Below are 23,380 nucleotides of genomic sequence, written 5' to 3'. Positions count from 1 at the left end.
TGAGGGAGCTAGTTCTGGTTGCAAGTCTCGCGGCGACATGTAGTAGGGCCGGCCCGTCCCTTTCTGAGCGCAGAGGTCGATCAACGACTCTGGAATGGTTGTGATGTTTCACTCGCCGGCAGAATCCGCCGAGGACTACGGGCCCTCTGACAAGCCGTTGGTAGCGCTTGGGGCGCAACGGCCGGAAGGTACCCGAGCGGCGCCCAAGCGCCTACCGCGGGAAACTTTGCGATGCTATCACCGCGAGCCCGTTGGGCTTTATGTGCTCGACCAAATAGCCTGGCGCAGTGAACACATCCGATGGGGGATCGGCAATTGAAGAGTTGCCCGAAGGTCTATACGAACTGCTCAAGACCGAAGAGCTGATGACGAGCCTCTCCAAGGTTCCTCAGCTACAACCGCATTTTGGGTCGGTCGTGGACGACGACACCCCGGACGTCCTCTCTCAGCACGTCGCCAATGCCGTCCGCCACGCCCTCTCAGCGGCCAAGCCAGCAGACAGAGTCGGCCTCGCCAACCGCCTCCTCCAAGAACTGGACACCACGGACCGAATCTCAGATGGCCCCACGCAGCTCCAGTCCCTCCACCGCCCGGACACCCTAAAACGCCGACAGCTCCGCCGTCCCACCACAAAGCTGAGTGATTCGGCCCTGCTCACCAACAGCAAGGACGATCCGAACCTCGCTGCGGAACTCCGCGCCGAGATTGTGTCGGCAATGGAACACCGTCGACCTTCTCTGCGCCTTCGTCCGCTGGACGGGCCTCCGCCTGCTCGAGCCGGCCCTCGAGCAGCTAAAGGAGCGCGGAGCCAGACTGAGAGTCCTCACCACCACCTATATGGGCGCCACGGAACGCCGCGCCATCGACGAGCTCGTCACGCGGTACGGCGCCGAAGTCAAGATCAACTACGAAACCCAGGCCACGCGGCTGCACGCCAAGGCCTGGCTGTTCCGCCGGAACTCCGGCTTCGACACCGCCTACGTCGGCAGTTCCAACCTCAGCCAGGCCGCCCTCCTGGACGGCCTCGAATGGAACGTCAGGCTCAGCTCAGTCGGCACGCCCACGCTGCTGCAGAAGTTCGAGATCACCTTCGACAGCTACTGGGCGCAGCGCGCCTTCCAAAGCTACGATCCGGAACGCGACGGGGAAAAGCTGGACGCCGCGCTGGAACGCAACGGAGGCCGGCGCACTGCAGCCCCGGACGCAGCCACCGGACTCGAAGTCCAGCCGTACCTCCACCAGGAGGAGATGCTCGAGGACCTGGAAGCCGAGCGGCTCAAGGGCTTCAACCACAACCTTCTGGTCGCGGCCACCGGCACCGGGAAGACCGTCATCGCAGCCCTGGACTACAAGCGGCTCTGCGAAGCGGAGGGCAAGGACCTGAAGCTGCTCTTCGTGGCCCACCGCCAGGAAATCCTGAAACAGGCCATGCGCACGTACCGTGACGTCATGCAGGCCGGCGCCTTCGGCGAACTCTACGTCGGGGAGCACAAACCCCGGCAGTGGAAGCACATCTTCGCCTCGGTCCAGTCGCTGTCATCCCTCGGCATCGACCAGCTGGCACCGGACTTCTTCGACGTCGTCGTCATCGACGAATTTCACCACGCCATGGCGCCCACCTACCGCCGTCTGCTCGACCACCTCCAGCCGCAGCAGCTCCTCGGGCTGACCGCGACGCCGGAACGCGGCGACGGCGTCGACGTCGCCAAGCAGTTCTTCGACGGCCGCACCGCCAGCGAACTGCGCCTGTGGGACGCCCTGGACGCGGACCTGCTGGTGCCGTTCCACTACTTCGGCGTCTCGGACGACGTCGACCTCAGCCAGCTGGAGTGGAAGCGCGGCAACTACGACACCGCGCAGCTGAACAACCTCTATACCGGCAACGACGCCCGCGCCGCCAAGGTGATCCGCGAACTCCGCGACAAGGTCACCAGCACGGAGCAGATGCGGACCATCGGCTTCTGTGTCTCCGTCCAGCACGCCCACTACATGGCCGAGGTGTTCAACCGTGCCGGCATCGCCTCCGTTGCGGTCGACGGGAGCACCGACGACGTCGACCGCGCGGCGGCGCTGGAGCGGCTCCGCACACGGGAGATCAACTGCATCTTCGCCGTCGACCTGTTCAACGAAGGCCTGGACCTGCCGCAGGTGGACACCATCCTGATGCTCCGGCCCACGCAGAGCGCCACGATCTTCCTCCAGCAGCTGGGGCGGGGGCTGCGCCGTGCCGAGGGCAAGGCCGTGCTGACGGTCATGGACTTCATCGGCCAGCAGCGCCGCGAGTTCCGCTTCGATCTGCGCTACCGGGCGCTGACCGGTTATGGGCGCAAGGAGCTGGAGAAGGCTGTCGAGGACGAGTTCCCGTACCTGCCGTCGGGCTCGCAGATCGTGCTGGACCGGGTGGCGCAAAAAGTCGTGCTGGACAACATCAGGGCACAGCTGCGGTTCAGCCGGGCGCAGCTGGTCCGGGATATCGCCTCGTTCGCGGAGATCGAGCTGGAGGGGTACCTCGAGCGGTCCGGGAACGACGTGAAGTCGATCTACCGTTCGACCAAGGACTCGTGGACCGGCTACCTCCGCCAGGCCGGGCTGATCGAGGGGTACTCGCCGTTGGAGGTGGTCCTCACCGGGAAGATCCGGGAGCTGTCCGACGCCGAGGAAAAGAAGCTCCTCGGCCGCATGGCCGCGCTGATCCATGTGGACGATCCGGAACGTGCCGAGGCCTACTCGATGCTGGTCGGTGCCGACGCGCCCCGCTACGCGGAGCTCGGCATGCGCGAGCAGACGTTTGCCCGAATGCTCTTCTACACGCTGTGGGACGACGGCGGCGGTTTCCAGTCGTACGACGCCGGCCTGGACTACCTGCGCGGCTACCAGTATGTCTGCGGTGAGATCCGCCAGCTCGTGAAGCTTGGCGTGGCCGCGTCCAAGCATGCTGCCAAGGGCCTGGGTTCCGGGCTGCAGTACATCCCGTTGCTCTCCCACGCGACGTACCGGCGAGAAGAGATTCTGGCGGCGCTGCAGTATGGATCGCTGGAGCTCGGCAAGAACGTGCAGCACCGTGAGGGTGTGGCCTGGTGCCCGGCGACGTCCACGGACGCCTACTTCGTCACGCTGAACAAGGACGACATGAAGCACTCGGCCACGACGATGTACAAGGACTATGCGATCAGCCCGGAGCTGTTCCACTGGGAATCGCAGAACGCGACATCACCCGGAAGCCCGACCGGCAGGCGGTACCTGGACCGGGCTGCGCACGGTTCGAAGATTCTGATCTTCACCCGGGATACCTCAGAAGACGAGACCGGTCTGACGGTTCCGTACACGTGCCTCGGACAGGTGGACTACGTTCAGCACGCGGGGGAGAAGCCGATTGCTATCACGTGGAAGCTGCATCGGCCAATGCCGGCCGATGTGTATGCGATCGCTGCCGCGGTGGCGCAATAGCGCAAGCTGCGCCCGGAGGAATAAGTGCCAGGATAACACGTGTCGAGGGGAAGTGGACTATGTCCAGGACGTCGACGGGTTGACGGCCACGTCTTCGCGGCCCTGACGGCGTCCTGATCGCCGTCAGCACGGTCACCGGGGAGGTGGAGATGCCCCGTTGCGGGCACCGTCTCGCCGCCCCTTCATTACGCCCGGTCTCGGTCATGACGGCGCCCTTCAACGCACCGGCTGCAGCGCCGGCCACACCCCCGAGCCGGCACCTTTGGCGACAGTGCCGGAATCGGCTTTGGCCTGGTCAGCCGCGGACGGGGCAGCCGGACGCGCAGGGCCGACCGCAGGAGCTCGGCCCCCGCCCGACCCCTAGGGGGACACGGAAGTCCCCGGAAATCCAGGGCCAACCCGTGGGAGCGTCCTCAAGATTCAGCGAGGGCCATCACGACCGCGTCCAGAGCCAAAGGCAGGGGGATGCGTTCCTGCTCTACTCGGCGCACCCGAGTCCACGATGGGTCGGTGAGATCGTTGTAGAGTTCGCGTTCAGCTGGGGTCAAGAAAGGGAGATCGCGCCTCTTGGTCACATTCAGCGGCAGACCGTTTGCGTCCGTGGTGGCGCCGAAGCGTTCGTGGCTCGCAAATGCAGTGCGATCCATCAGCAGTGATCGCACCTGCAGTCCCGCGGCCCGGAAGTCATTCAGGATCGTGAGGCCAACTGCGTCCATGTCTCCCCAGTAGAAGACGTTGGGGCAAGCGGCGAGCCAGGGGGTTTGGGCTGCAGGTTGGGGACCTGCATTTCCGCCGCCTTCGACCGCGATTCCGCCGGCCAATGCGGGGAAGTAGATGGCTGTGTCTTTGTTCTCGGAGATGATGACCACCTGGGGCGCGTAGGCCGGTGCCATGGAGTCGCCTACGGTGATTGAGTCATGGCGCCGCCCGTGGCCATGAAGATAGCTCGGGTCCAAGTAGGTGAAGTGCAGCCGGGCAGGATGCTTCGGCAGCAGTCCGAGATCCTCGACCCCAGCCAAGGTGCGCACCTCCCTGGCATGCGTGTTCAGCCACTTGGCGTGCAGGCCCTCGATGGGTACTTGGCGTGCTGTGAGCCCCGTGGCGTCATTCCTTGCGAACCATTCCGCGGCGTCGCACAGCAGGGCGAAATCGGCATCCGTGTAGGTGTCGGTCGCCTTAGTCAGAGCCGCCGCGTCAACACCCGGAAACCGTGCCCCCAGATGGGCCGCACGGGCGCGACCCCGCGCGAGCCGCTCCGGCCATTTGTTGCCCAGGAGGGCGGCTGCCGCATCTGCCGATGCGATGGTTACATGCGTCGGGAGCAGCTGGTTGGTTCCGTGCGCGCGGCGGGTCTCGTCAGCCAGGGGCAGCCCCCCTCTAGCTGCCCAATCCTTGATCTCGAAGGCCCAGCTCTGCACCGCGGCAAAATGGCCGTTCAGATCAGCGGTGGATGGCCTGCCGACAGGCACCCTGCATGGCCACGTATCGCTGCCCGAGGCCACCGGAAACGTGCCGCACACGCCGACGGCGGGAATCACCTTCCGGTGAGTCCCGCCGTCGAATGTCGCGCTGCGGGTGGCAGGCAAGCTGCCGGCCCGCGCCGGAGTGGGTTACCGCGCCCGGTTCGTCCGGCCCTTGGTCAGGATCATCGCCAGGGCGATCATGCCGATGCCCAGCAGCAGGTGGAGCCAGTTGTCGAAGCCGTTCAGCGGCACGAAGTTCCCGGCCGATTCCTGGTCAACAACGAGTCCGTAAATCCAGAGCACAAGGTAGATGGCCCCGCCGAAGAGCAGGTAGGAGCGGGAGCCTGTTGCGGTCCGGGCCAGCGCCAGCCCCGCGACACCGAAGAGCAGGTGCACGATGTTGTGCAGCACCGAAACCTGGAACAGGCCCAGCAGCATTGCCCCGGAGTGGTGCCCGGCGAATTGCAGCTGGTCGTATTGGCTGGTGATGCCCGGGACGAAGCCGAGGACGCCGACCAGGAGGAACACGGCACCGACAACCATCGATGCCTTCTGGACGTTGGCCCGCCCCGCCGTGCGGGTGTTGTTCATAGTTGTCATGATGGTCTCCTTTGAATGTTCGGTAAGCGGAGATGCAGGCGGGATGGACCCCGCCACTGCACCTTGCCGGCCGCTGCAGCCGGGCCGGACGGCCCGCGGCTGCAACAGCCTGTACCTTCTATTCGGTCCCGGCCGGCCTAGGGATGGCCCCGGCGTTTGTTTCTGTCACTGAGGCCGTCTCCGGCACCGTGGCTGCCGGCTCAGTGCTCCTCGAGGACGCCGCAGACAGCCGGGTCGGTCGCCTCTGCCGGCAGGTTCGGGTTCAGCTCACTCGCGCCTTCGGGGTTGCTGAAGTTGTACTTGCCGTTTTTGTCGTAGTCCTGTCCGTGAATGACCAGCACGCCCTTGCCGTCGCGGATGGCGTCGGCGATCTGCTTGGCGGTGCCGAGCCCGCCGTGGCGCCCTGCTCCCGCAACATCGGTAAAGTCAATGTTGTTGCGGCTGTAGTTGTATTTGCCGTCCTTCGACACCGGGAAGCGCGTGACGTCCAGGAAGCTGGCGGGGGTGGTGTCGCCGGTCGTATTCAGGGACACGACAACCGGCCCGTATGCGGGCACGCCCTCAAGGGTGGTCAGCCGCCCGTCTTTGTTGGTGTCCAGCTTGAGCGTCGGGCACTCGTTCTCGGCCTGCTTGCCGAAGTGGATGTGCTGGGCGTGCGGCGCGTCAGGAGTCAGACCCTTGGCGTGCACCTCGATGTGCTTGATCTTTTGATCGCCAACGACGGCGGTGGCGGTGCCGGACGCCCCGGAGCCGTTGAGCTGCCGCAACTTGGCGGTCAGGGTGACGGTTTTCTCGTCTGATTTCGACTCATGGGCCTGCACGGGCCCCGCTGCCAGTGTGGTTGCTGCGATCAAGGCAACGGCTGAGGCCCCAAGGGCCACTAAAGATTTGCGATTCACAATTCACTCCTCGGTCAACGGCCAGTGAGGAGATCCCGCTGATCTACTGTGATTCGGAGCACACAATGCCGCGGATTGGTGTGGGCAGCGGATATCGCTGTCGGCGCCACGGAATGCGTAGCCCGCGGATTCATCGAGGATCAGGTACAGCCCCAGCGCGGCCACGTAGTCGCGGACACGGGAGGCCAGGGCAATCAGCGACTGCCAGATCTTTTCATCAGAGTGGCCCGGCAGCCATCATCGGTCGGGTTCAAGGTACTTCCTGGCCGTGGCGACCTTCATGTAAAGCCTCAAGTTGCCGCCCCCGGTGGCAACAAACCCGTGGCGGGCGTACCAGTCAACCAACCAGCGCCGGGCCGCGCTCGGCCCAAGACAGGCAAGATCGACGGCTGTCTGGAGCTGCGTGAGTTCATCCAGCAGCATCTGCTGCAGGAATGGAGTCCGCAGCAGATCAGCAACACGCTTCGCACCCGGTTCCGCGACAGACCCGAGATGCACGTGGTGCACGAGACGATCTACCAGGGACTGTATCGTCGGGGCCTCGGAGCATTAGGGCGCGAGCTGTCGAAGTGCCTCCGGACCGGGCGAGCCGTGCGGAAGCCGCAGCTCAGCGTGAACCAGCGAATCCGCAGGTTCTATGACCCGATGCTTATGATCAGCGAGCGCCCGCCGGAGGTCGCGGGCCGTGCCGTTGCGGGGCACTGTGAGGGTGATTTAATCACCGGGACCCTGAACCAGTCGGCCATCGGTACCCTCGTGGAACGCTCCAGTCGGTTCGTGATGCTGATTCATCTGCCCGACAATCATGAGGCCGAGACTGTGAGGGACGGCATCGTGAAAACATGGGCGCTCTGCCTACACATCTGCGGAAGTCCCTGACTTGGGACCAGGGCAGCGAAATGGCACGGCACAAGGACATCAGCACGGCTACGCAAATGCCGGTGTACTTTTGCGACCCCGCCAGTCCTTGGCAGCGCGGATCAAACGAGAATATGAATGGCCTGCTCCGCCAATACTTCCCGAAAGGATCAAACCTGTCCGCCCACAGCGTGGAAACACTCCGTGACGTCGCTCTCCGTCTCAACACCCGCCCCCGCAAAACGCTCGGGTGGGAGACGCCTGCTGAGCGCCTCTCCAAACTGTCTCAAGGAACACCGGTGTGACTGCCGGTCCTGGTGCGGCTAAATCGTAGTCGGAGCGGTCGGCTTATGATGGAGGAAGCGCGTCGATGAGCGCGGCCGACCGACTCTGGCGCTTCCGCGGATGTCCTTTTGGCCGAGACCAGTCCGAGGGGGAAGTTATACGTGGCGACTATGGCCGATGTTGCGCGTGTTGCCGGGGTCTCCAGGAGTACAGTTTCGTACGTGCTCAGCGGCACCCGGCCGATCTCAGACGGGACGCGGGAGAGAATTCTCCGCGCGATGAAAGATCTGAACTACACGCCGAATGTTCTGGCTCAGGGCCTCGCCGGGAGACGCACCGGAATCATCGCATTGATCTTTCCGCTCAGTGAGATCGGGTTCAATCTCACTGAATTTGAGTACATCCGCGCGGCTTCTGAGCAGGCCCGTGAAGACGGCTACAATCTTCTCCTCTGGCCTTTTGGTGCGGACGACATTGAGGAAGTCCGCAAGGTCGTCAATCAAGGGCTCGTTGAGGGCGTGGTCCTGATGGAAGTCCTGACGACCGACGAGCGCGTGCCCTTCCTGATTGAAGCTGACATTCCCTTCACGATGATCGGCCGGACAGCAGATCCGCGTGACCTGGCCTATGTGGACACCGATTTTGAGGCAAGCGGCTCAATGGCCGTGGATCATGTCGCCAGTTTGGGGCACACGGAAATTGGTTTCCTTGCCCGGACCCAGGCTGATCTGGACGCCGGCCATGGGCCTGTTGTGAGAACGCGGGACGCGGTACTCGCCGCAGCGAAAAAATTTGGCATCCGGGCGCACGTCTTCACGGCATCGCCGACGTTTCCGGCCGGCTGGGACGTCTTTGAAGAAATCAGGAGAACGGCCCCAGGCCTGACTGCCCTTCTTGAGCTCAATGAGCCGGCGACTCTTGGCCTGATGGCAGCCGCGGCCGAGCGGGGGGTCCGGATTCCGCAGGATCTTTCCATCGTTGCCGTAAACGCGAGCGAGGGGGCGGCGCAGATGAGCAAGCCCGCGCTGACCAGCCTGTCCCCGAGCCACGGCGATATGGCCCGGCTGGCGGTCAAGTATCTGGTCAGGCGCCTTCGCGGCGAGGACTATTCAGCCTTTCAGACGCTGGTCGTTCCCGAACTGATCGAACGCGGCAGCACGGCCGTCGCCCCCTCCTGAAAACTGCTCAGGCACCGGCGCGACTCTCAGTGTGACCCTTGACACTCCCGCTTGCCTCTTCTATTGTCATCTATTGACGCGCGTCGACGAAGCGCGTCGACTGCCTCGTTGACGAGGCCATACTCGCCCAAATCCGGCACATGATCCCCGGTCCTCCGGAAAGCAGAACAGGAAGCAACCCTTGAGCACCAAAACCGCAAGCACCCCTGACGACACCAAGGACGTCTCGGGTGCAAACTGGTGGCGCCAGGCCGCCGTGTACCAGATCTACCCGCGCAGCTTCTCCGACTCCAACGGTGACGGCCTGGGTGACATTAAGGGCATCACGGCCAAGGTCCCCTACCTGGAGTCACTCGGGATTGACGCCGTCTGGCTCAGCCCGTTCTACCCGTCGGCTCTGGCCGACGGCGGCTACGACGTGGACAACTACCGCGACGTGGACCCGAAGCTCGGCAGCCTGGCGGACTTCGACGAGATGACCGCCGCGCTGCACGCCGCGGGCATCAAGCTGATCGTGGACATCGTGCCAAACCACTCCTCGGACCGGCACGATTGGTTCAGGGAGGCACTGGCCTCGCCCAAGGGCTCCGCGGCCCGGGACCGCTACATCTTCCGCGAGGGCAAGGGCAAAGACGGCGGCCTCCCGCCCTCGGACTGGGAATCTCTCTTCGGCGGCCCGGCCTGGGAGCGCATCATCGAACCCGACGGCGCCCCCGGCCAGTGGTACATGCACCTCTTCGCCAAGGAACAGCCGGACTTCAACTGGGACAACCCCGAGGTGCGTGAGGATTTCCTCAAGACCCTGCGCTTCTGGTCTGACCGCGGCGTTGACGGCTTCCGCATCGACGTGGCGCACGCCCTGACCAAAGATCTGAGCGAACCACTGCCGGCCAAGGCGGAGCTGGCGGCCGAGGACGAGACGACGGACGGCACTCACCCGTTCTGGGACCGGGACGAAGTCCACGAGATCTACGCCGAATGGCGGGCACTCTTCAACGAGTACAACCCGCCGCGCACCGCCGTCGCCGAAGCCTGGGTGCACGCCGACCGCCGCGGCCGCTACGCCAGCCCGGAGGGCCTGGGACAGGCATTCAACTTTGACCTCCTGCAGGCAGCCTTTGACGCCGAACAGTTCCGGGAGATCATCGCCCGCAATCTGGCCGAGTCCCAGGTCACCGGCGCGTCCTCGACCTGGGTGTTTTCCAACCACGACGTCGTCCGTCACGCCACCCGGTACGGCCTGCCCAAGGGTCCCGGGCGAAACGGCCCGGCCCAGGCGTGGCTGAAGTCCGCCGGGACCGAGCCGGCCCTGAACCGGGAACTCGGCGAACGCAGGGCCCGCGCCGCCACCCTGATGATGCTCGCCCTGCCCGGCTCGGCCTACCTGTACCAGGGCGAGGAGCTGGGGCTGCATGAGGTCGTCGAAATACCCGCTACCGACCGTCAGGATCCCTCCTTCTTCCGCAATCCGGGCGTTGAGATCGGCCGTGACGGCTGCCGCGTCCCGCTGCCCTGGACCTCCGAAGGTATCGCGTTCGGATTCGGCGATGCCGCGGCACACCTGCCGCAACCCGAATGGTTCAGCGCCTACTCCGTGGCGAGGCAGGAAATGCAGCCCGGTTCCACTCTTGCGCTGTACCGCGAAGCACTGCGGCTCCGCGGCAACCTCCAGACCGACGAACTACTCAAATGGCTCGGCGGACCCCACGATTCGGTGCTGCACTTCATCCGGCCCAACGGCTGGCAGTCGATAACCAACTTCGGCACCGGGCCCGTCGAACTGGCCGCCGGCACCGTCGTCCTCAGCAGCAGCCCACTGACGGATGGAAAGCTTCCGGCGGACACCACTGCCTGGATCATCTGACCCCCACCACCAACCCGCCGGCGTCCCGGCCCGGGTTCACTTACAAAGGAGTAATCATGAAAGCAAAGCTGACCGCCACGGCGGCACTGATGATGGCAGGCGCGTTGGCGTTGTCCGCCTGCGGCGGCAACACGAGCAGCGGCACCACAGCCGGTGGCGGCGACGCCGCAGCCAACCTGGATGGCCGCGGCCCGATTACATATGTCCAGGGCAAGGATAACAACAACGTCGTCCGTCCGCTGGTCGACAAGTGGAATGCCGCTCACCCGAATGAGAAGGTCACGTTCAAGGAGCAGACCGACCAGGCCGACCAGCAGCACGATGACCTGGTGCAGCACTTCCAGGCTAAGGACGCCGGTTACGACGTCATGGCCGTGGACCTCGTATGGACGGCCGAGTTCGCGGCCAGAGGCTGGCTGCAGCCGCTCAAGGACAAGATGGCGATCGACACCGCCGGAATGCTTCCTTCGACGGTCACAGGGGCCTCCTACCAAGGCACCCTCTACGCGGCGCCGGAGTCTTCCGACGGCGGCATCCTGTACTACCGCAAGGACCTCGTGCCGACCCCGCCCAAGACATGGGACGAGATGATGGGCATGTGCTCCATCGCCAAGGCGAATAACATCGGATGCTATGCAGGCCAGTTCTCCAAGTATGAGGGCCTGACGGTCAACGCGGCGGAGGCCATCAACTCCGCCGGCGGGTCTGTCCTGGACAAGGACGGCAAGCCCAGCCTGAACACGGCGGAAGCCAAGACCGGGCTGGAAAACGTGGCGAAAGCCTATGCCGACGGCAACATCCCGAAGGAAGCCATCACCTACCAGGAGGAACAGGGACGCCAGGCGTTCCAGGACGGCAAGCTCCTCTTCCACCGCAACTGGCCGTACCTCTATAACCTGGCCACCACTGAAGGATCCTCCACGGTCAAGGACAAGCTCGGCATGACCGCACTCCCCGGCACGGACGGACCCGGTGCCTCCTCGCTGGGCGGCCACAATGTCGGTGTGAGCGCCTACTCCAAGAACAAGGCCACCGCCGCTGATTTCCTGAAGTTCATCACGTCGGAGGAATCCCAGAGATTCTTCGCCACCCAGGGTTCCCTCGCCCCAGTCCTCACCAAGCTCTACGAGGACAAGGAACTCGTGGCCAAGCTTCCGTACCTGCCGGTTTTGAAGACTTCCATTGAGAACGCTGTGCCGCGTCCGGTCACCCCCTTCTACCCGGCGGTCACCAAGGCTATCCAGGAAAACGCCTATTCAGCCATCAAGGGCGAGAAGTCTGTGGACTCTGCACTGTCTGACATGCAGAAGTCCATCGAGTCCGCCGGTGCGGGATCGTAGTTCTGTCATGGCAACTAAATTAGGCCCGACGCCGGTAAAGTCACCGGCGTCGGGCGGTGCCCCGACACATCACGGCCCCAAAGGCGTAGGTGAGGACAACAAGATCCTCAGCCAAGGTAAGTGGGCCGCATGGCTCCTTGCCCCCACCGTCATCGCGTTGGGCATTGTGATCGTTTACCCGATCATCAGTGCCATAATGATGTCCTTCCAAAAAGACGCCGGACTTGACCCCGCCACCGGACTTTTCACCGCCGGCGGCCCGGCCGGCATCCAGAACTACGTGAACTGGATTGCCCAGCAGTGCTCCGCCCCCGGCGGCGGGACGCTGGCCTGTCCGCCGGGAACCCTGGGCGCCCAGTTCTGGTCGGCCACGGCCACCACGTTCTTCTTTACGATCGTGACCGTGACGCTGGAGACCGTGCTGGGATTCTGGATGGCCATGATCATGGCACGGACCTTCAAGGGCCGCAGCCTGGTTCGCGCAGCCGTGCTCGTGCCGTGGGCTATCCCCACAGCCGTGACCGCCAAGCTGTGGCTGTTCATCTTCGCTTTCGAGGGCATCGCCAACAAGCTGTTCAACACCTCCATTCTCTGGACCGGTAGTGAGTGGCCGGCCAAGTGGGCAGTCATCATCGCGGACGTTTGGAAGACGACGCCGTTCATGGCACTGCTCATCCTCGCAGGGCTGCAGATGATCCCCGCGGAGGTCTATGAGGCCGCCAAGGTGGACGGTGCCACTGCCTGGCAGAGGTTCCGGATGATCACCCTGCCGCTGGTAAAGCCAGCGCTTATGGTGGCCGTCCTGTTCCGTACCCTGGACGCACTGCGCATGTTCGACCTGCCCTACATCCTGACGGGCGGCGCCAACAACACCACCACGCTGTCCATCCTGGTGATCAACCAGATCAGGCAAGGGTTCAACGCGGCGGCGGCATTGTCCACCATCACGTTCGTCATCATTTTCCTGGTCGCTTTCATCTTCGTCCGGTTCCTCGGCGCGAATGTCGTGGAGCAAAGCGGAGCCACCGGTAAGGGGAAGAAATGAGCACCGCGACGGCCGCATCAACCCTCCGGGCGGAGCAGGACAAGGGCAGAAGGGCTTCCCAGAACCGGGAGAAATGGGTCCAGAGCCGCACGTATATCAGTGCCGCCGTGATCCTGACCTGGTGCCTGGCCCCCGCGTACTGGATGGTCGTCACGGCATTCCGGGACGTCGGCTTCACTTACGACACCTCGCTGCTGCCGACCCACGTCACGCTGGACAACTTCAACACGGCGTTCGACACGTCCTTCGGCAACCGGTTCGGCCAGGCGCTGCTCAACAGCGTGTTCATCGGTGTGGTGGTCACTGCTGTGTCCCTCCTCATCGGTGTCTTCGCCGCCTACGCGCTGGCCCGGCTGAACTTCCGGTTCAAGTACCTCGTGCTGGGCTTCATCCTGGGGGCTTCGATGTTTCCCGGCGTCGCCCTCATCACGCCGCTGTTCCAGCTGTTCACCAACATCGGCTGGATCGGAACCTACCAGGCGCTGATCATCCCCAACATTTCATTCGTGCTTCCGCTGACCGTTTACACCATGACCTCCTTCTTCCGCGAAATGCCGTGGGAGCTGGAGGAATCGGCCCGCGTGGACGGGTGCACCCAGGGGCAGGCCTTCCGCAAGGTGATCATGCCGCTGGCAGCGCCGGCCATCTTTACGACGGCGATCCTGGCGTTCATCTCCTCGTGGAACGAGTTCCTGATCGCCAGCCAGCTCTCCAGCGACAAGACGCAGCCCGTCACGGTGGCTATCGCGAGCTTTGCCGGTGCGCAGCCCAACCAGATCCCGTACACCGCCATCATGGCGGCGGGCACCATTGTCACAGTCCCGTTGGTGATCCTGGTGCTGGTCTTCCAGCGGAAGATCGTCGCCGGTCTGACAGCGGGTGCAGTCAAATGACGGACGGAGCAGCACCGCGGGGCAACAAGCAGACAGCCGGCATCGGGCGCCAGCGTGTCCGTTCCGGCGAGGACTTCGACATCATCATCGGATTCCTTGGCTTCTGGGCCGCGGTGCTGCTCGCCGTCACCGTATGGACGGAGCTGACCGCCCAGCCGGCCCTCGGCTGGGCGCTCGGCCTGCTCGCCCTCCTGCCGGCACTGTACGGGATGGTCAGGCTCCGCCGGCGCCTTCCCGCACGCACCGCCACGCGACCCAGCTAAGCATCCGAAGGTCTCAGTCTCGAGGACAATTCCAACCGCAACAACAAACATAAATAGAGAAGAGCTCCGGCCAGAATTATCTGTCCGGAGCTCTTCGTGGTTAGGCTGTGGTGCATTGCCAGCGAGTGTTGCGATGACCACGGGCATTCACCGAGGCCCAGCCTTCGGTGATGGCGACGACGTCGTTGGCGAGCCGGGCTCCGTTGTCGATCGCCAGGAACGACGCTTCGGCGGTGACGGTGATGATCGGCTCGGGGTCGCCGTACCGGTAGGCCGTGAGTGCCTCGTGGTACGGCCCTACGTTTGTCAGCAGGCCGACTGAAACCGGGACCGACACGGGCCAGCCTGATGTTTTGGCCTGCGAGCCCATAGCCCCGCTTTTCACCTCAGCTGAAGTTTTCGTACCGGGCTTTTCCACCATGCTTTGCCCGGTACATGGCCGAATCCGCCTGCCGCAGGAGCTCAGTGACGTCCGCCGTGTCCGCGGTCCTTTGGGCGACGCCCATGCTCAAGGACACCCGCAGGGACCGCTCCCCAATCAGGAACGGCTCGCTCAGCGCCTCGTAGATCCGTTCGGCCACGCGCCCGGTGGCCGGGCTGCCGTCGTCGTTATCCAAAACCACGACGGCGAACTCGTCGCCTCCCAGCCGGGCCACCAGGTCGTGGCCACGCACGCTGGCCCGCAGCCGCCCCGCCAGCTGGACCAGCAGCGCGTCGCCGCCCCCATGGCCCAGCGAGTCGTTGACGTCCTTGAAATCGTCGATGTCGATGAACAGCAGGCCCTCGTGCCGGGTCCGGAGGTCGCTGCCCGGTTCAAACGATGCCGCCAGGCGCTCAGCCAGGGCCGCGCGGTTGGCGAGCCCGGTGAGGTCATCGTGCGTCGCCCGGTACGTCAACGTCCGATGGCTGTCCTGGAGCGCGGCGGCCATCCCGTTAAAGGCAACGGCCACCTCACCCAGCTCATCATGCCGGGCGACGTCCAGGCGGTGGCTGTAATCCCCGGCCTGCAGCTTGAGGACGCCCCGCCGAAGGTTGTTGACGGGGTGCACCAGATCCTTGACCATACGACGGCGGAAGTACAGGGTGGCGCCGATCGCCACGAACAGCAGCCCGGACCTGCCAACGATCAGGAGATTTTCGAGGTCGCCGGTGTCAACGATTCCCCTGTTCAGCGCTTCCAGGGAGGAATGCTGGATCCCCGCCAGCTCCGCCCGCACATGCGCGTTTGCGGCCGCGAAGGCGGGAGCGTCAGCCGCGTTGTTCCCCGTGAGGCCCACCACCTGGTCACCCCAGAGGCCGCCCTTCTCCAGGCCGGTCTGCCAGTCCTGCCGTGCGGTGCGAAGGGCCGCCTGCCGGCGGTCATCCGCGGCCTGGACCGCGGCAGCACTGTTGAAGAGGCCCGAAATATTCTCCTGCTCCAGGATGAACGCCTGCCGGTTGACGGGCGCCGCTGACAGCAGCTGGTGCCCCAGCTGCTCATGCGTGTCAAGGGCGGCGGCCAGTTCCGCCACGCTTCCGTACTCGGCCTGGAGACGGCGGGCTGCACCTTCCTCTTGGCCCAGGACTAGCCGGACGCCCACGATGGTGACCACCGCCCCGATCAGCAGGGCCAGCAGCATCACCGTGAAGGCCCGGGACCATTCACGCTGCAGGCTCCACGAGCGGGGCGTGGTGGGGGCTCTATGCATGGGCGTCCTCGGACCGGGGTGATGTAATGCCTAAATTACACGGCACTGCCTACAATCGGGTTTCGACAGGCCCGGTTTCGACGGGCTCAACCACGCGTCGGTGATCGAGCTTGTCGAGATCCAGAAGCCCCGCAGTGGTTTCGACAGCCTCAACCACGCGTCGGTGATCGAGCTTGTCGAGATCCGGAAGCCCCGCAGTGGTTTCGACAGGCTCAACCACCGGGTTTTGGCAGGCCCGGTTTCGACAGGCTCAACCACCGAGCCTCCTCCGCCTGGACGTTATAGGCGTAACCCCGGCGATGTGGCGAACAAGTGAGCTGATTCTGAGCCTAACTGGCGAGCTTCTTGTGGTGTTCCAGCAATAGGTGCACGGCTTCGCGAATGAGTTCGGACTGCGGCTTACCCAGTTCCGTCACCAGTTCCATAAAAGCCCGGTATTCGACATCGGCGATCCGCCCACGCACGGTGGCGGATTCGCCCGGTGTCGAGTCCCCGACGCGGGGCCGGCCGCGGCGTATGGCTTGCCTGATGGCAGCATCACCGCCGTACTCTCGCAACAGGAATGCGCGCCCAGAAGCAGCGGCGTCGCTGCCGACTTGTACAGCAGCCACCTCCAGGGGCGAGTCGCCGGTCAGCCGATCGGCCAATGCATCGTAGTCCGTTTTCCTCTGATCAGTCATAGCTGTACTCCTCCCGGAATCGCTTGAATTTTGGACCGAGTGTCATTGCATGGAACACGACGGCTTCTTTCCCTGTGCCAGGAAAATCGTTCACGAGGATTTCCATTCACGGTCGGTCTGATCATGAGCCGGTCCAATAAATAGCATAATCCGGCCCTCCTGCGCCTCGCCCTCCAGTTCGGCCTCAAACGTTGCATTTAGGATGGCATGGATCTGGTCGGCCCTCGGGATCCCGTGTTTCTCGCTTGATCCCACCCACTTCGGCGCCATGTGTTCATTCTAACATTTTGTAGCCGATAATTGTGGCCGGATTTTCGACAGGCTCAACCACCGCGATGCGCCAGCAGGGTTTCCTCGTCCATGAGGACGCTCACCACGTGCGGGGGCACTGCCCGGAGCTGGTCCAGGATCCGGAAGCCGTGCGTGTCCAGGTCGCCCCAGTACCGGATCTCGCAGCCGCGGAGCCAGCCAGCGTCCCGCAGCGACGAAAACCCGTACCCGCCGCCGTAGACGGCCAGGGTGCCGGGATGCTCGGGCAGAGCCAGGAAATTCACCAGGTTTTCGGTGACGATCACGGTTTGGACCGGCAGGTTCAGGGTGCTGAACGCCTCGGCCGTGAGGGTCAGGTCCCTCGCGTCGCCCAGCAGCGGCAGCTGGGGGTCCAGCGACCGGAACCTGACGAGCTCCGGCGGGTGCAGGAAGCCATGCCGCGCGGCGAAGCGTGCCGCCGGTGTCCGTGCCGGTGCCTGGCCCAGCAGGGACCCCGGCTCAGCGGCCATGTCCGGAAGGACATCCTCCACGGCGGTGTCCGCGGCGGCGTCCGCGGGGAGGGCCGGGTCTGCACGCAGCTCCGCCGCCAGTTCATCAATGGTCCGCCGGTGGTTCTCGATGAACTTCGTGTGCACCCCGGAAAGGCCGAGCTGCCGCACATAAATTCCCGGCGCCGGGTTGTCCCGGAGCCAGAGGGCCACCCGGGCGGCGGTCAGCGCGTCCCCGCCCAGTTCCAGCAGCTGCAGCGGCCGCTTCAGCGCCCACGCACGGAAGGCAGCGTCCAGCTCTGACAACCGCTCGGCGAGCTCACCGAACCGGGCAGCATCCTTCGATTTGCCCACAAACGCAATCTCATCCTCCACCGTCTCGAACACCGCCGCGGCCGGGAGAAAGTTGGACCCGATCGTGGTGCGCCCCACCTCCGCGGTCTCCAGACTGAAGTGGCCCGTGGCGGTGAACAGCTCGGCCGCCCACGCCCGGGCCGCGGCGTAGTCACTCCGGAGGCCGGCCGCCGTCGGACGCTTCAGGGAGCGGCGGCGGGGATACACGCCGCCGGGTTCCAGCCGCTCGCGCAGCAGCTGGCCCCCGTTCCATGCGGCGAGGGACAGCCCGCGCAGCTCGGCCAGAGCCGTCCAGCCCTGCGACCGTCCGGCTGAAGCGTCAGCCGGCACGCCGGTCCCGTTCGTCCCGGTATTCCTGGATGGTCATGTTGCGCAGCTGGGAGTCGTCGCCGTTGGTGTTCGCCACGAAGCCGACATGGGCCACGAACGGTTCGATCACATGGATTTTCTGCAGGGGAGTCACGATCAGCAGCTGGAGCTTCATCCGCTGGAACAGCTCCAGGCCGTAGCGCGCGGACTCGTCGGAGCCGCGGCCGAAGGCCTCATCGATCACGACGAACCAGAAACTGCGGCCCTTGCCGGTATTCCTGCCGGCGCCCTGCCCTGCGCCCAGTCCGAACTGGAACGCCAGTGCCGCGGCCAGGATGGTGTAGGCCAGCTTCTCTTTCTGACCGCCGGACTTGCCGCCGGAATCGGTGAATGCTCAAACTCCTCGCCGGTCTCCGTCCACTTCTCCGAGGCTGAAAAGGTGAACCAGTTCCGTACATAAGTCACCTTCGGCGGGGACTTGGCGGCGGGCATCTCGCTCCCCAAGCCGCTTCCCCAGAATGCGATATGGCTAAGTTCAACGCTGTTCAGCGGCACCATACGCCACGGCAGGGACGGGATCCGGATCAACGGGGCCGGCACCCTGACGCCGTGTCAACCGCTAGGGAGGACGGCGCTTTCGTCATCGCCGCGGCCCGCTCCGATGTCAGGAGCCTAGTCGCGGTCGCGTACCGCGAGGAACGCCGGAGGGCTGCAGCTCAAGCCGGAACACCCAGAGAAGTACGTCCTCGCCGGGCACGTACCAGTCACGAGACGGAACCCTCTGGAAGCCCAGGGATTCGTAGAGAACATGTGCCCGTTCCATAAACGTCGCACTCGTAATGCTGATCGCCCTGATAGCCGGCAGCGACTGGGCGTGTTCGATGACCTGACGAACAACGGCGCGCCCAACCCCGCCGCCTTGAACAGAAGGATCAACCGCGAGCATCCGGAACTCGAGCTCATTTTCAATCGCGATCTCGCTGTACGGCCGCCCCGCGAAGGTCAGCGTCACTGCCGCGACCACCGCGCCGGAGGCTTCGGCCACCCACACCTCAGCATGCTCCGCCCGGTGTTCCACGTTGTCCAGCACGCTCAGATACGGGTGGTCGGCCGTGAAATGCCCAGCGTGGAGGTACGCCTCCCGGGTAATTGTCCGGACCTTTGAATAATCGGCGGGCCGTGCCGGCCTGAAAACCAAATTCACTGCCCAGCAACCCCGGCTCCAGCTACCCGGGCAACGTACTCCTCCAAGCGAGCCAGCGCCGGCTGTGAAGAAGGATCTCCCACCGCATCGGCCCCCACGGCGTTAGCCACGGCCAGCGCCGTGGAGTAGTCGAGGCCCGCCCGGAGTGCCAGAACCAGAGCCGCGCAAAATGCGTCCCCCGCACCGATGGTGTTCGCCACTGTCACGGCCGACGCGGGAGCCTCTGCCACCCGTCGCCCGTGCTCGAACATCGCCGACCCGTCCTTCCCGTACGTCACGGCGACAAGCTTTGCCTCTGCCAGCGCCGGAATCAGCTCGTACTCGGTCTCGTTGACGATCACCAGGTCGCAGCGCTCGAGCAGCTCCGGCGGCAGGTCCAGCGCCGGGGCCGCGTTCAGGACGAAGAAACCGGAGGAATGGCGGGCGGCTTCCAGCACCAGGGGCAGGCCCACTTCGAGCTGGCACAGCACCGTCTCGTCCGGCCCGAACTGCAGGCCCTCCACCGCGAACCTGGAGTTTGCCCCCGGGCAGACCACGATCTGGTTTTCGCCGTCGCGGTCCACCACGATCAGCGCGGTACCCGTTGCGTCGCCGTCGAGCACTGCCACACCAGCGGCGTCCACTCCCGCGCCTGAAAGGGACTCCAGCATCAGGCGGCCGGAGGCGTCATCGCCCACCGCCCCGATGATCCTCGCGCTGGCGCCCAGACGGGCAGCGGCTACCGCCTGGTTGGCTCCCTTGCCGCCCGGCTGCTGGTGCAGGCTGCCGCCGCCGATGGTCTCCCCGGCGGCCGGGAGCCTGTCCGCGGTGGCGATGATGTCGAGGTTGATGCTGCCGACGACGGTGACGGCAGGAAGTCGAGTGCTCATGGGAAGTCCTATCGGTGCCAAGGGGGCTGGATTAGGAAATAGTGTACGGCATGGTTGTACTTGTTCGTCATACATGGTTGTATAACAACTCACATCCAAGGGCAGGACCGCCCCTGCAGAACAAAGGAGTTTGATGTGAACACCCCCGCTTCAGTCACCACTTCGCCGCCGGCCATCACCGAGGAGACGCCGAAGATTGCCGGCCGCCGCGCCGCCCTGCTGATCTCCACCCTTGTCCTCGGCGTGCTGTCCTTCCAGCTGAACGCCAGCATGGTCACCCCCGCGCTGCCGCAGATCGCGGCCTCCTTCGGCCAAGGCCCCGAGAGCGCAGCCCCCGTCCAGTCCATGTTCTTCCTCGCCGGCGCCATCGCCGGACCCGTCATCGGACGCTGGAGCGACTTCATCGGCCGCCGCGCCGCCCTGCTCCTGGTCCTCGGGATCATGGGCGCGGGGACCATCCTCTGCATCGCCGCCCCCACCCTGCCGCTCCTCATCGCCGGCAGGTTCCTCCAGGGCGTCTCCAGTGCCGTCTTCGCGCTCGCCTACATCGTCCTCAGCGAAAACCTGCAGGCCCGCGTCTTCGGCACCTCCGTGGGCATCATCGCCGCCATCAACGGAGGCGTCGGCGGCGCGGACGGCTACGTCGGCGGCCTCATGGCCGAAACCGTCGGCTTCCGGTCCATCTTCGTCGTCGTCCTGGTCCTGACGGCCATCGCCGCCGCCTGCATCATCAAAACCGTCCCGAGCGGACGTCCACAGGGGGTACGCGGCGCCATGGACTGGTGGGGCGCAGGGTCACTGTCCGTGTTCCTGGTCTTCATCACCTACTTCGTCTCCGGCGGCTCGGCCGCCGGCTGGACCGCGCCCAGCACGCTGGCGCTGCTGGCCGGCGCGGTCGCGTCCTTTGCCGCCTTTTGGATGATCGAGAAGAAGCGCAGCCATCCGCTCATCGCCGTCCACCACCTGCGCTCCCGCCAGGTCTGGCCCGTCATCGCCACCACCGTACTGACCCTCGCCGGCATCTTCGCCATCATCAACTTCACGGTGGTGCTGCTCAGCCAGGACATCCACCACGGCTTCGGGCTCAGCGCTTCCCTGTCGGCGCTGCTGTTCCTGACCCCCGCCGCGCTGATCGGCGTCTTCGCCGCACCCCTCGCCGGCTGGCTCGCCGACCGGCGCGGCTGGATCAAAACCCTCCGGGTCGGAACCGGGCTGAGCCTGGCCTGCGCCATCGCCGCGGCCACGTTCGCCGATAACCAGGTGGCCGTCCTGATCGCCGTCGCAGCCCTCGGCATCTTCTACAACGGCTTGTTCCTCACCGCCATCAACGGACTCTCAGTCCTGCTCTCACCCAAGGAAGCACCCGCCGCCCTGCCCGGCATCAACGGCGCCTCCTTCGGCATCGGCGCGAGCCTCGGCGTTGTGCTCGTGGCACCGTTCGCCGCCCAGGCCACCTCCGCCGGCTACACCACCGCCCTCTGGATCTCGGTGGCCGTCACCGCGGCCGCCTTCCTCGTCAGCCTCTTCGTCGCGGCGCCCAAGGGCGAAAAGCTTTGAACCCCATGCCGTCCAGTAACACGTCCAGCACCAACGAAACGAGAGACCCAGCAATGACCATGCCCACCAGCCACCCGTTCTACCTCGACTGCGATACCGGAATCGACGACGCCCTCGCCCTGGCCTACCTGCTCGCCGCGCCGCAGGCGGACCTCAGGGGGATCGGTACCGTCAGCGGCAACGTCAGTGCGGCCGTCGGCGCCCGGAACACCCTGGACCTGCTCCAGCTTGCCGGGCATGCCCACATCCCCGTCGCGCTCGGAGCCCACGACCCGCAGGCCGGCGCCTTCCGCGGCGGCGCCCCGCACGTCCACGGCTCCAACGGGATCGGCGGAGTGGACCTTGAGACCGCCGACGCCGAGCTGGTGCCGGGAACCGCCGCTGAGTTGCTGGTCCGGCTCGCCCACGAACACCCCGGCCAGCTGCGGATCCTGGCCATCGGACCGCTCACCAACATCGCCGAAGCGTTGCGTTTGGACCCGGAGTTGCCAGGTCTGGTGCAGGACATCACCATCATGGGCGGCGCCGCTTTCGCTCCCGGGAACATCACCCCCGTGGCAGAGGCCAACATCGCCAACGACCCCGAAGCCGCGGCGGACGTGCTCGCCGCCGACTGGAACGTGACCCTGGTGCCGCTGGACGTCACCATGTCCAGCGTGCTCGAGGAGAGCCACCGACAGGAACTGCTCGCCGCGGGCCATCCGGTCCCGCAGGCACTCGGCGACATGCTCGGCTATTACTTCCGCTTCTACGAGAGCCAGTTCGGCCGGGCCTGCTCGGCGATGCACGACCCCCTCGCGGCGGCCCTCGCGGTGGGCGGCGTCAGTGCAGCGGTGGCCCCGGTGGTGACCGTCGACGTCGATACGACCGACGGTCCCGGCCGTGGCCAGACCATTTGCGACCTCCGCGGACGGTACATGGATTACCCGGAGCAGCCCGGCGCCCGCTGCCGGGTGGTGCTGGAGCTCGACGGCGACTTCGCGCCGCACCTTGTGGAGGTGCTGCAAGGATTTGCCTAGGACTGGATGGACTGCATCACGGACAGGTGCCCGGCGCGTGCCGCGATCAGGCACTTCGCCAGGTAGAAGGGCCGGTTCGCGTGCCTGACGTACTGCGTCAGCACGAGGACCGGATCCGGGGCCCGCAAGTCCAGCAGCTTGGCCCGGCTGGGCCCCACCTGGCTCAGGCTGATCTGGCATTCGCCGGGCCCGAGGACCCGGCCGAAGCGGTTGTTCAGGCTGGCAAGCAGGGTGCTGCCGCCGTCGTCGTCGATCTCCAACGGCCCGGCGGCAGCGGAACTGCTGCCCAGGCTCACCGGCAGGGCCGAGATGTTTTCCTGCAGGTGGGCGATGGCCTCACCGTCGCGGATCAGGACCGACTCCCACAGCCAGCAATCGGCGCCGGGCTCCACGCCCACGCCGGGGGCGACGAACTCTGAGGCGGGCTGCCGCTCCTTGAGGATTCGCTTGATCTCGATGTGCTGCCCGGGGCCGCCGAGAACTTCCTCGAAGGGGCGGATCCGCTCGATTCCGATGCGGGGGAGAGTGTCGGCGACAAACCGGCCGACGCCCCGGCGGGCCCGGATGAGCCCGTCTTCCTCGAGCAGCATCAGCGCTTCGCGGACCACGGTGCGGCTGACCTTCATGTCCGCGCCGAGCTCCGTTTCAGTGGGAAGCATCGAGCCGGGCGTCAGAAGGTTGTTGCGGATGGCCTCGGCGATCCGGGAGTACACCGCTACCCGGAGCGGCGAGCCGGGCTGGGCCTCCACCGGCTGAGACAGGAACCGGACGGCGTCCTCGTGCACGTTATGCCTCGCTTAGTGGTGT

General features: G+C 65.3%; 21 protein-coding genes and 2 pseudogenes. 11 read left to right on the top strand and 12 right to left on the bottom strand.

Features of this window, described 5'->3' with window-relative positions; genetic code table 11:
* Window positions 1-365 precede the first annotated feature (365 nt).
* Window positions 366-3,447, top strand: a pseudogene (locus J9611_RS01090) (DEAD/DEAH box helicase).
* A gap of 413 nt (window positions 3,448-3,860) precedes the next feature.
* On the opposite strand, the gene J9611_RS01085 reads toward J9611_RS01090, so the two are convergent.
* From J9611_RS01085 to J9611_RS01075, 3 genes are all read right to left on the bottom strand, one after another.
* Window positions 3,861-4,985 carry a DUF3322 and DUF2220 domain-containing protein gene (locus J9611_RS01085; RefSeq protein WP_211876883.1) on the bottom strand — a complete coding sequence of 375 codons (1,125 nt, stop codon included), beginning with the start codon at window positions 4,983-4,985 and terminating at the stop codon, window positions 3,861-3,863.
* A 72-nt stretch (window positions 4,986-5,057) separates the two neighbouring features.
* On the bottom strand, window positions 5,058-5,510 hold the full coding sequence (locus J9611_RS01080) for a DUF4383 domain-containing protein (RefSeq protein WP_211876882.1): 453 nt from the start codon (window positions 5,508-5,510) through the stop codon (window positions 5,058-5,060).
* 200 nt (window positions 5,511-5,710) lie between these two features.
* Window positions 5,711-6,364, bottom strand: a complete 654-nt coding sequence (locus J9611_RS01075) for a hypothetical protein (protein ID WP_211876880.1) — start codon at window positions 6,362-6,364, stop codon at window positions 5,711-5,713.
* Between the two features lie 480 nt (window positions 6,365-6,844).
* Here J9611_RS01075 and J9611_RS21660 point away from each other — a divergent pair.
* The 7 genes and pseudogenes from J9611_RS21660 to J9611_RS01035 all read left to right on the top strand — a co-directional run.
* A pseudogene (locus J9611_RS21660) lies at window positions 6,845-7,572 on the top strand (IS30 family transposase); the annotation flags it as partial.
* Between the two features lie 150 nt (window positions 7,573-7,722).
* Window positions 7,723-8,730 (top strand): LacI family DNA-binding transcriptional regulator, encoded by a 1,008-nt coding sequence (locus tag J9611_RS01060; protein ID WP_211876870.1) that lies wholly within the window; start codon window positions 7,723-7,725, stop codon window positions 8,728-8,730.
* 181 nt (window positions 8,731-8,911) lie between these two features.
* Window positions 8,912-10,594 carry a glycoside hydrolase family 13 protein gene (locus J9611_RS01055; protein ID WP_211876867.1) on the top strand — a complete coding sequence of 561 codons (1,683 nt, stop codon included), beginning with the start codon at window positions 8,912-8,914 and terminating at the stop codon, window positions 10,592-10,594.
* A 56-nt stretch (window positions 10,595-10,650) separates the two neighbouring features.
* Window positions 10,651-11,934 carry an ABC transporter substrate-binding protein gene (locus J9611_RS01050; protein WP_211876861.1) on the top strand — a complete coding sequence of 428 codons (1,284 nt, stop codon included), beginning with the start codon at window positions 10,651-10,653 and terminating at the stop codon, window positions 11,932-11,934.
* 7 nt (window positions 11,935-11,941) lie between these two features.
* Window positions 11,942-12,979 carry a carbohydrate ABC transporter permease gene (locus J9611_RS01045; RefSeq protein WP_211876859.1) on the top strand — a complete coding sequence of 346 codons (1,038 nt, stop codon included), beginning with the start codon at window positions 11,942-11,944 and terminating at the stop codon, window positions 12,977-12,979.
* A complete protein-coding gene (locus J9611_RS01040) occupies window positions 12,976-13,872 on the top strand; it encodes a carbohydrate ABC transporter permease (protein ID WP_211876857.1) in 897 nt (298 codons plus the stop codon). The genes J9611_RS01045 and J9611_RS01040 overlap by 4 nt, the downstream gene beginning before the upstream one ends.
* Window positions 13,869-14,135 carry a hypothetical protein gene (locus tag J9611_RS01035; RefSeq protein WP_211876856.1) on the top strand — a complete coding sequence of 89 codons (267 nt, stop codon included), beginning with the start codon at window positions 13,869-13,871 and terminating at the stop codon, window positions 14,133-14,135. Before J9611_RS01040 ends, J9611_RS01035 begins: the two co-directional genes overlap by 4 nt.
* 100 nt (window positions 14,136-14,235) lie before the next feature.
* On the opposite strand, the gene J9611_RS01030 is transcribed toward J9611_RS01035, so the two are convergent.
* On the bottom strand, window positions 14,236-14,472 hold the full coding sequence (locus J9611_RS01030; RefSeq protein WP_211876855.1) for a hypothetical protein: 237 nt from the start codon (window positions 14,470-14,472) through the stop codon (window positions 14,236-14,238).
* A 49-nt stretch (window positions 14,473-14,521) separates the two neighbouring features.
* Window positions 14,522-15,823 carry a GGDEF domain-containing protein gene (locus J9611_RS01025; RefSeq protein WP_211876853.1) on the bottom strand — a complete coding sequence of 434 codons (1,302 nt, stop codon included), beginning with the start codon at window positions 15,821-15,823 and terminating at the stop codon, window positions 14,522-14,524.
* 100 nt (window positions 15,824-15,923) lie between these two features.
* Between J9611_RS01025 and J9611_RS01020 the strand changes: the two genes are divergently transcribed.
* The gene (locus tag J9611_RS01020) at window positions 15,924-16,139 is read left to right on the top strand and encodes a hypothetical protein (protein WP_211876852.1); all 216 of its coding nucleotides are present in this window, start codon (window positions 15,924-15,926) and stop codon (window positions 16,137-16,139) included.
* Window positions 16,140-16,152: 13 nt separating this feature from the next.
* On the opposite strand, the gene J9611_RS01015 is transcribed toward J9611_RS01020, so the two are convergent.
* The 6 genes from J9611_RS01015 to J9611_RS00990 all read right to left on the bottom strand — a co-directional run bounded on the left by J9611_RS01015 (window position 16,153) and on the right by J9611_RS00990 (window position 19,997).
* Window positions 16,153-16,503 (bottom strand): ribbon-helix-helix domain-containing protein, encoded by a 351-nt coding sequence (locus tag J9611_RS01015; RefSeq protein ID WP_211876851.1) that lies wholly within the window; start codon window positions 16,501-16,503, stop codon window positions 16,153-16,155.
* 90 nt (window positions 16,504-16,593) lie between these two features.
* Window positions 16,594-16,773, bottom strand: coding sequence for a hypothetical protein (locus tag J9611_RS01010; RefSeq protein ID WP_211876850.1), 180 nt, complete (start codon window positions 16,771-16,773; stop codon window positions 16,594-16,596).
* A 53-nt stretch (window positions 16,774-16,826) separates the two neighbouring features.
* A complete protein-coding gene (locus J9611_RS01005; protein ID WP_211876849.1) occupies window positions 16,827-17,945 on the bottom strand; it encodes a DUF3322 domain-containing protein in 1,119 nt (372 codons plus the stop codon).
* Entirely contained in the window at window positions 17,935-18,258 is a 324-nt protein-coding gene (locus tag J9611_RS21655; protein ID WP_246527210.1) for a hypothetical protein, read from the bottom strand. Before J9611_RS21655 ends, J9611_RS01005 begins: the two co-directional genes overlap by 11 nt.
* Before the next feature lie 330 nt (window positions 18,259-18,588).
* A complete protein-coding gene (locus J9611_RS00995) occupies window positions 18,589-19,014 on the bottom strand; it encodes a GNAT family N-acetyltransferase (RefSeq protein WP_372447738.1) in 426 nt (141 codons plus the stop codon).
* 110 nt (window positions 19,015-19,124) lie between these two features.
* Window positions 19,125-19,997: a ribokinase gene (locus J9611_RS00990; protein WP_211876847.1), complete on the bottom strand. Its 873-nt coding sequence runs from the start codon at window positions 19,995-19,997 to the stop codon at window positions 19,125-19,127.
* Window positions 19,998-20,132: 135 nt separating this feature from the next.
* Between J9611_RS00990 and J9611_RS00985 the strand changes: the two genes are divergently transcribed.
* Both J9611_RS00985 and J9611_RS00980 read left to right on the top strand, forming a co-directional pair.
* A complete protein-coding gene (locus J9611_RS00985) occupies window positions 20,133-21,554 on the top strand; it encodes an MFS transporter (protein WP_211876846.1) in 1,422 nt (473 codons plus the stop codon).
* A gap of 53 nt (window positions 21,555-21,607) precedes the next feature.
* Window positions 21,608-22,573, top strand: a complete 966-nt coding sequence (locus tag J9611_RS00980; RefSeq protein WP_211876845.1) for a nucleoside hydrolase — start codon at window positions 21,608-21,610, stop codon at window positions 22,571-22,573.
* On the opposite strand, the gene J9611_RS00975 is transcribed toward J9611_RS00980, so the two are convergent.
* Window positions 22,570-23,358, bottom strand: a complete 789-nt coding sequence (locus J9611_RS00975; RefSeq protein ID WP_211876844.1) for a GntR family transcriptional regulator — start codon at window positions 23,356-23,358, stop codon at window positions 22,570-22,572. The two genes, J9611_RS00980 and J9611_RS00975, sit on opposite strands and share 4 nt — an antisense overlap.
* Window positions 23,359-23,380 lie beyond the last annotated feature (22 nt).

It is taken from the genome of Pseudarthrobacter albicanus (genome assembly GCF_018224015.1).
Classification (GTDB): domain Bacteria; phylum Actinomycetota; class Actinomycetes; order Actinomycetales; family Micrococcaceae; genus Arthrobacter; species Arthrobacter albicanus.
Note: the sequence above shows the minus strand (reverse complement) of the source record. Positions and strands in the feature narration are given on the sequence as shown.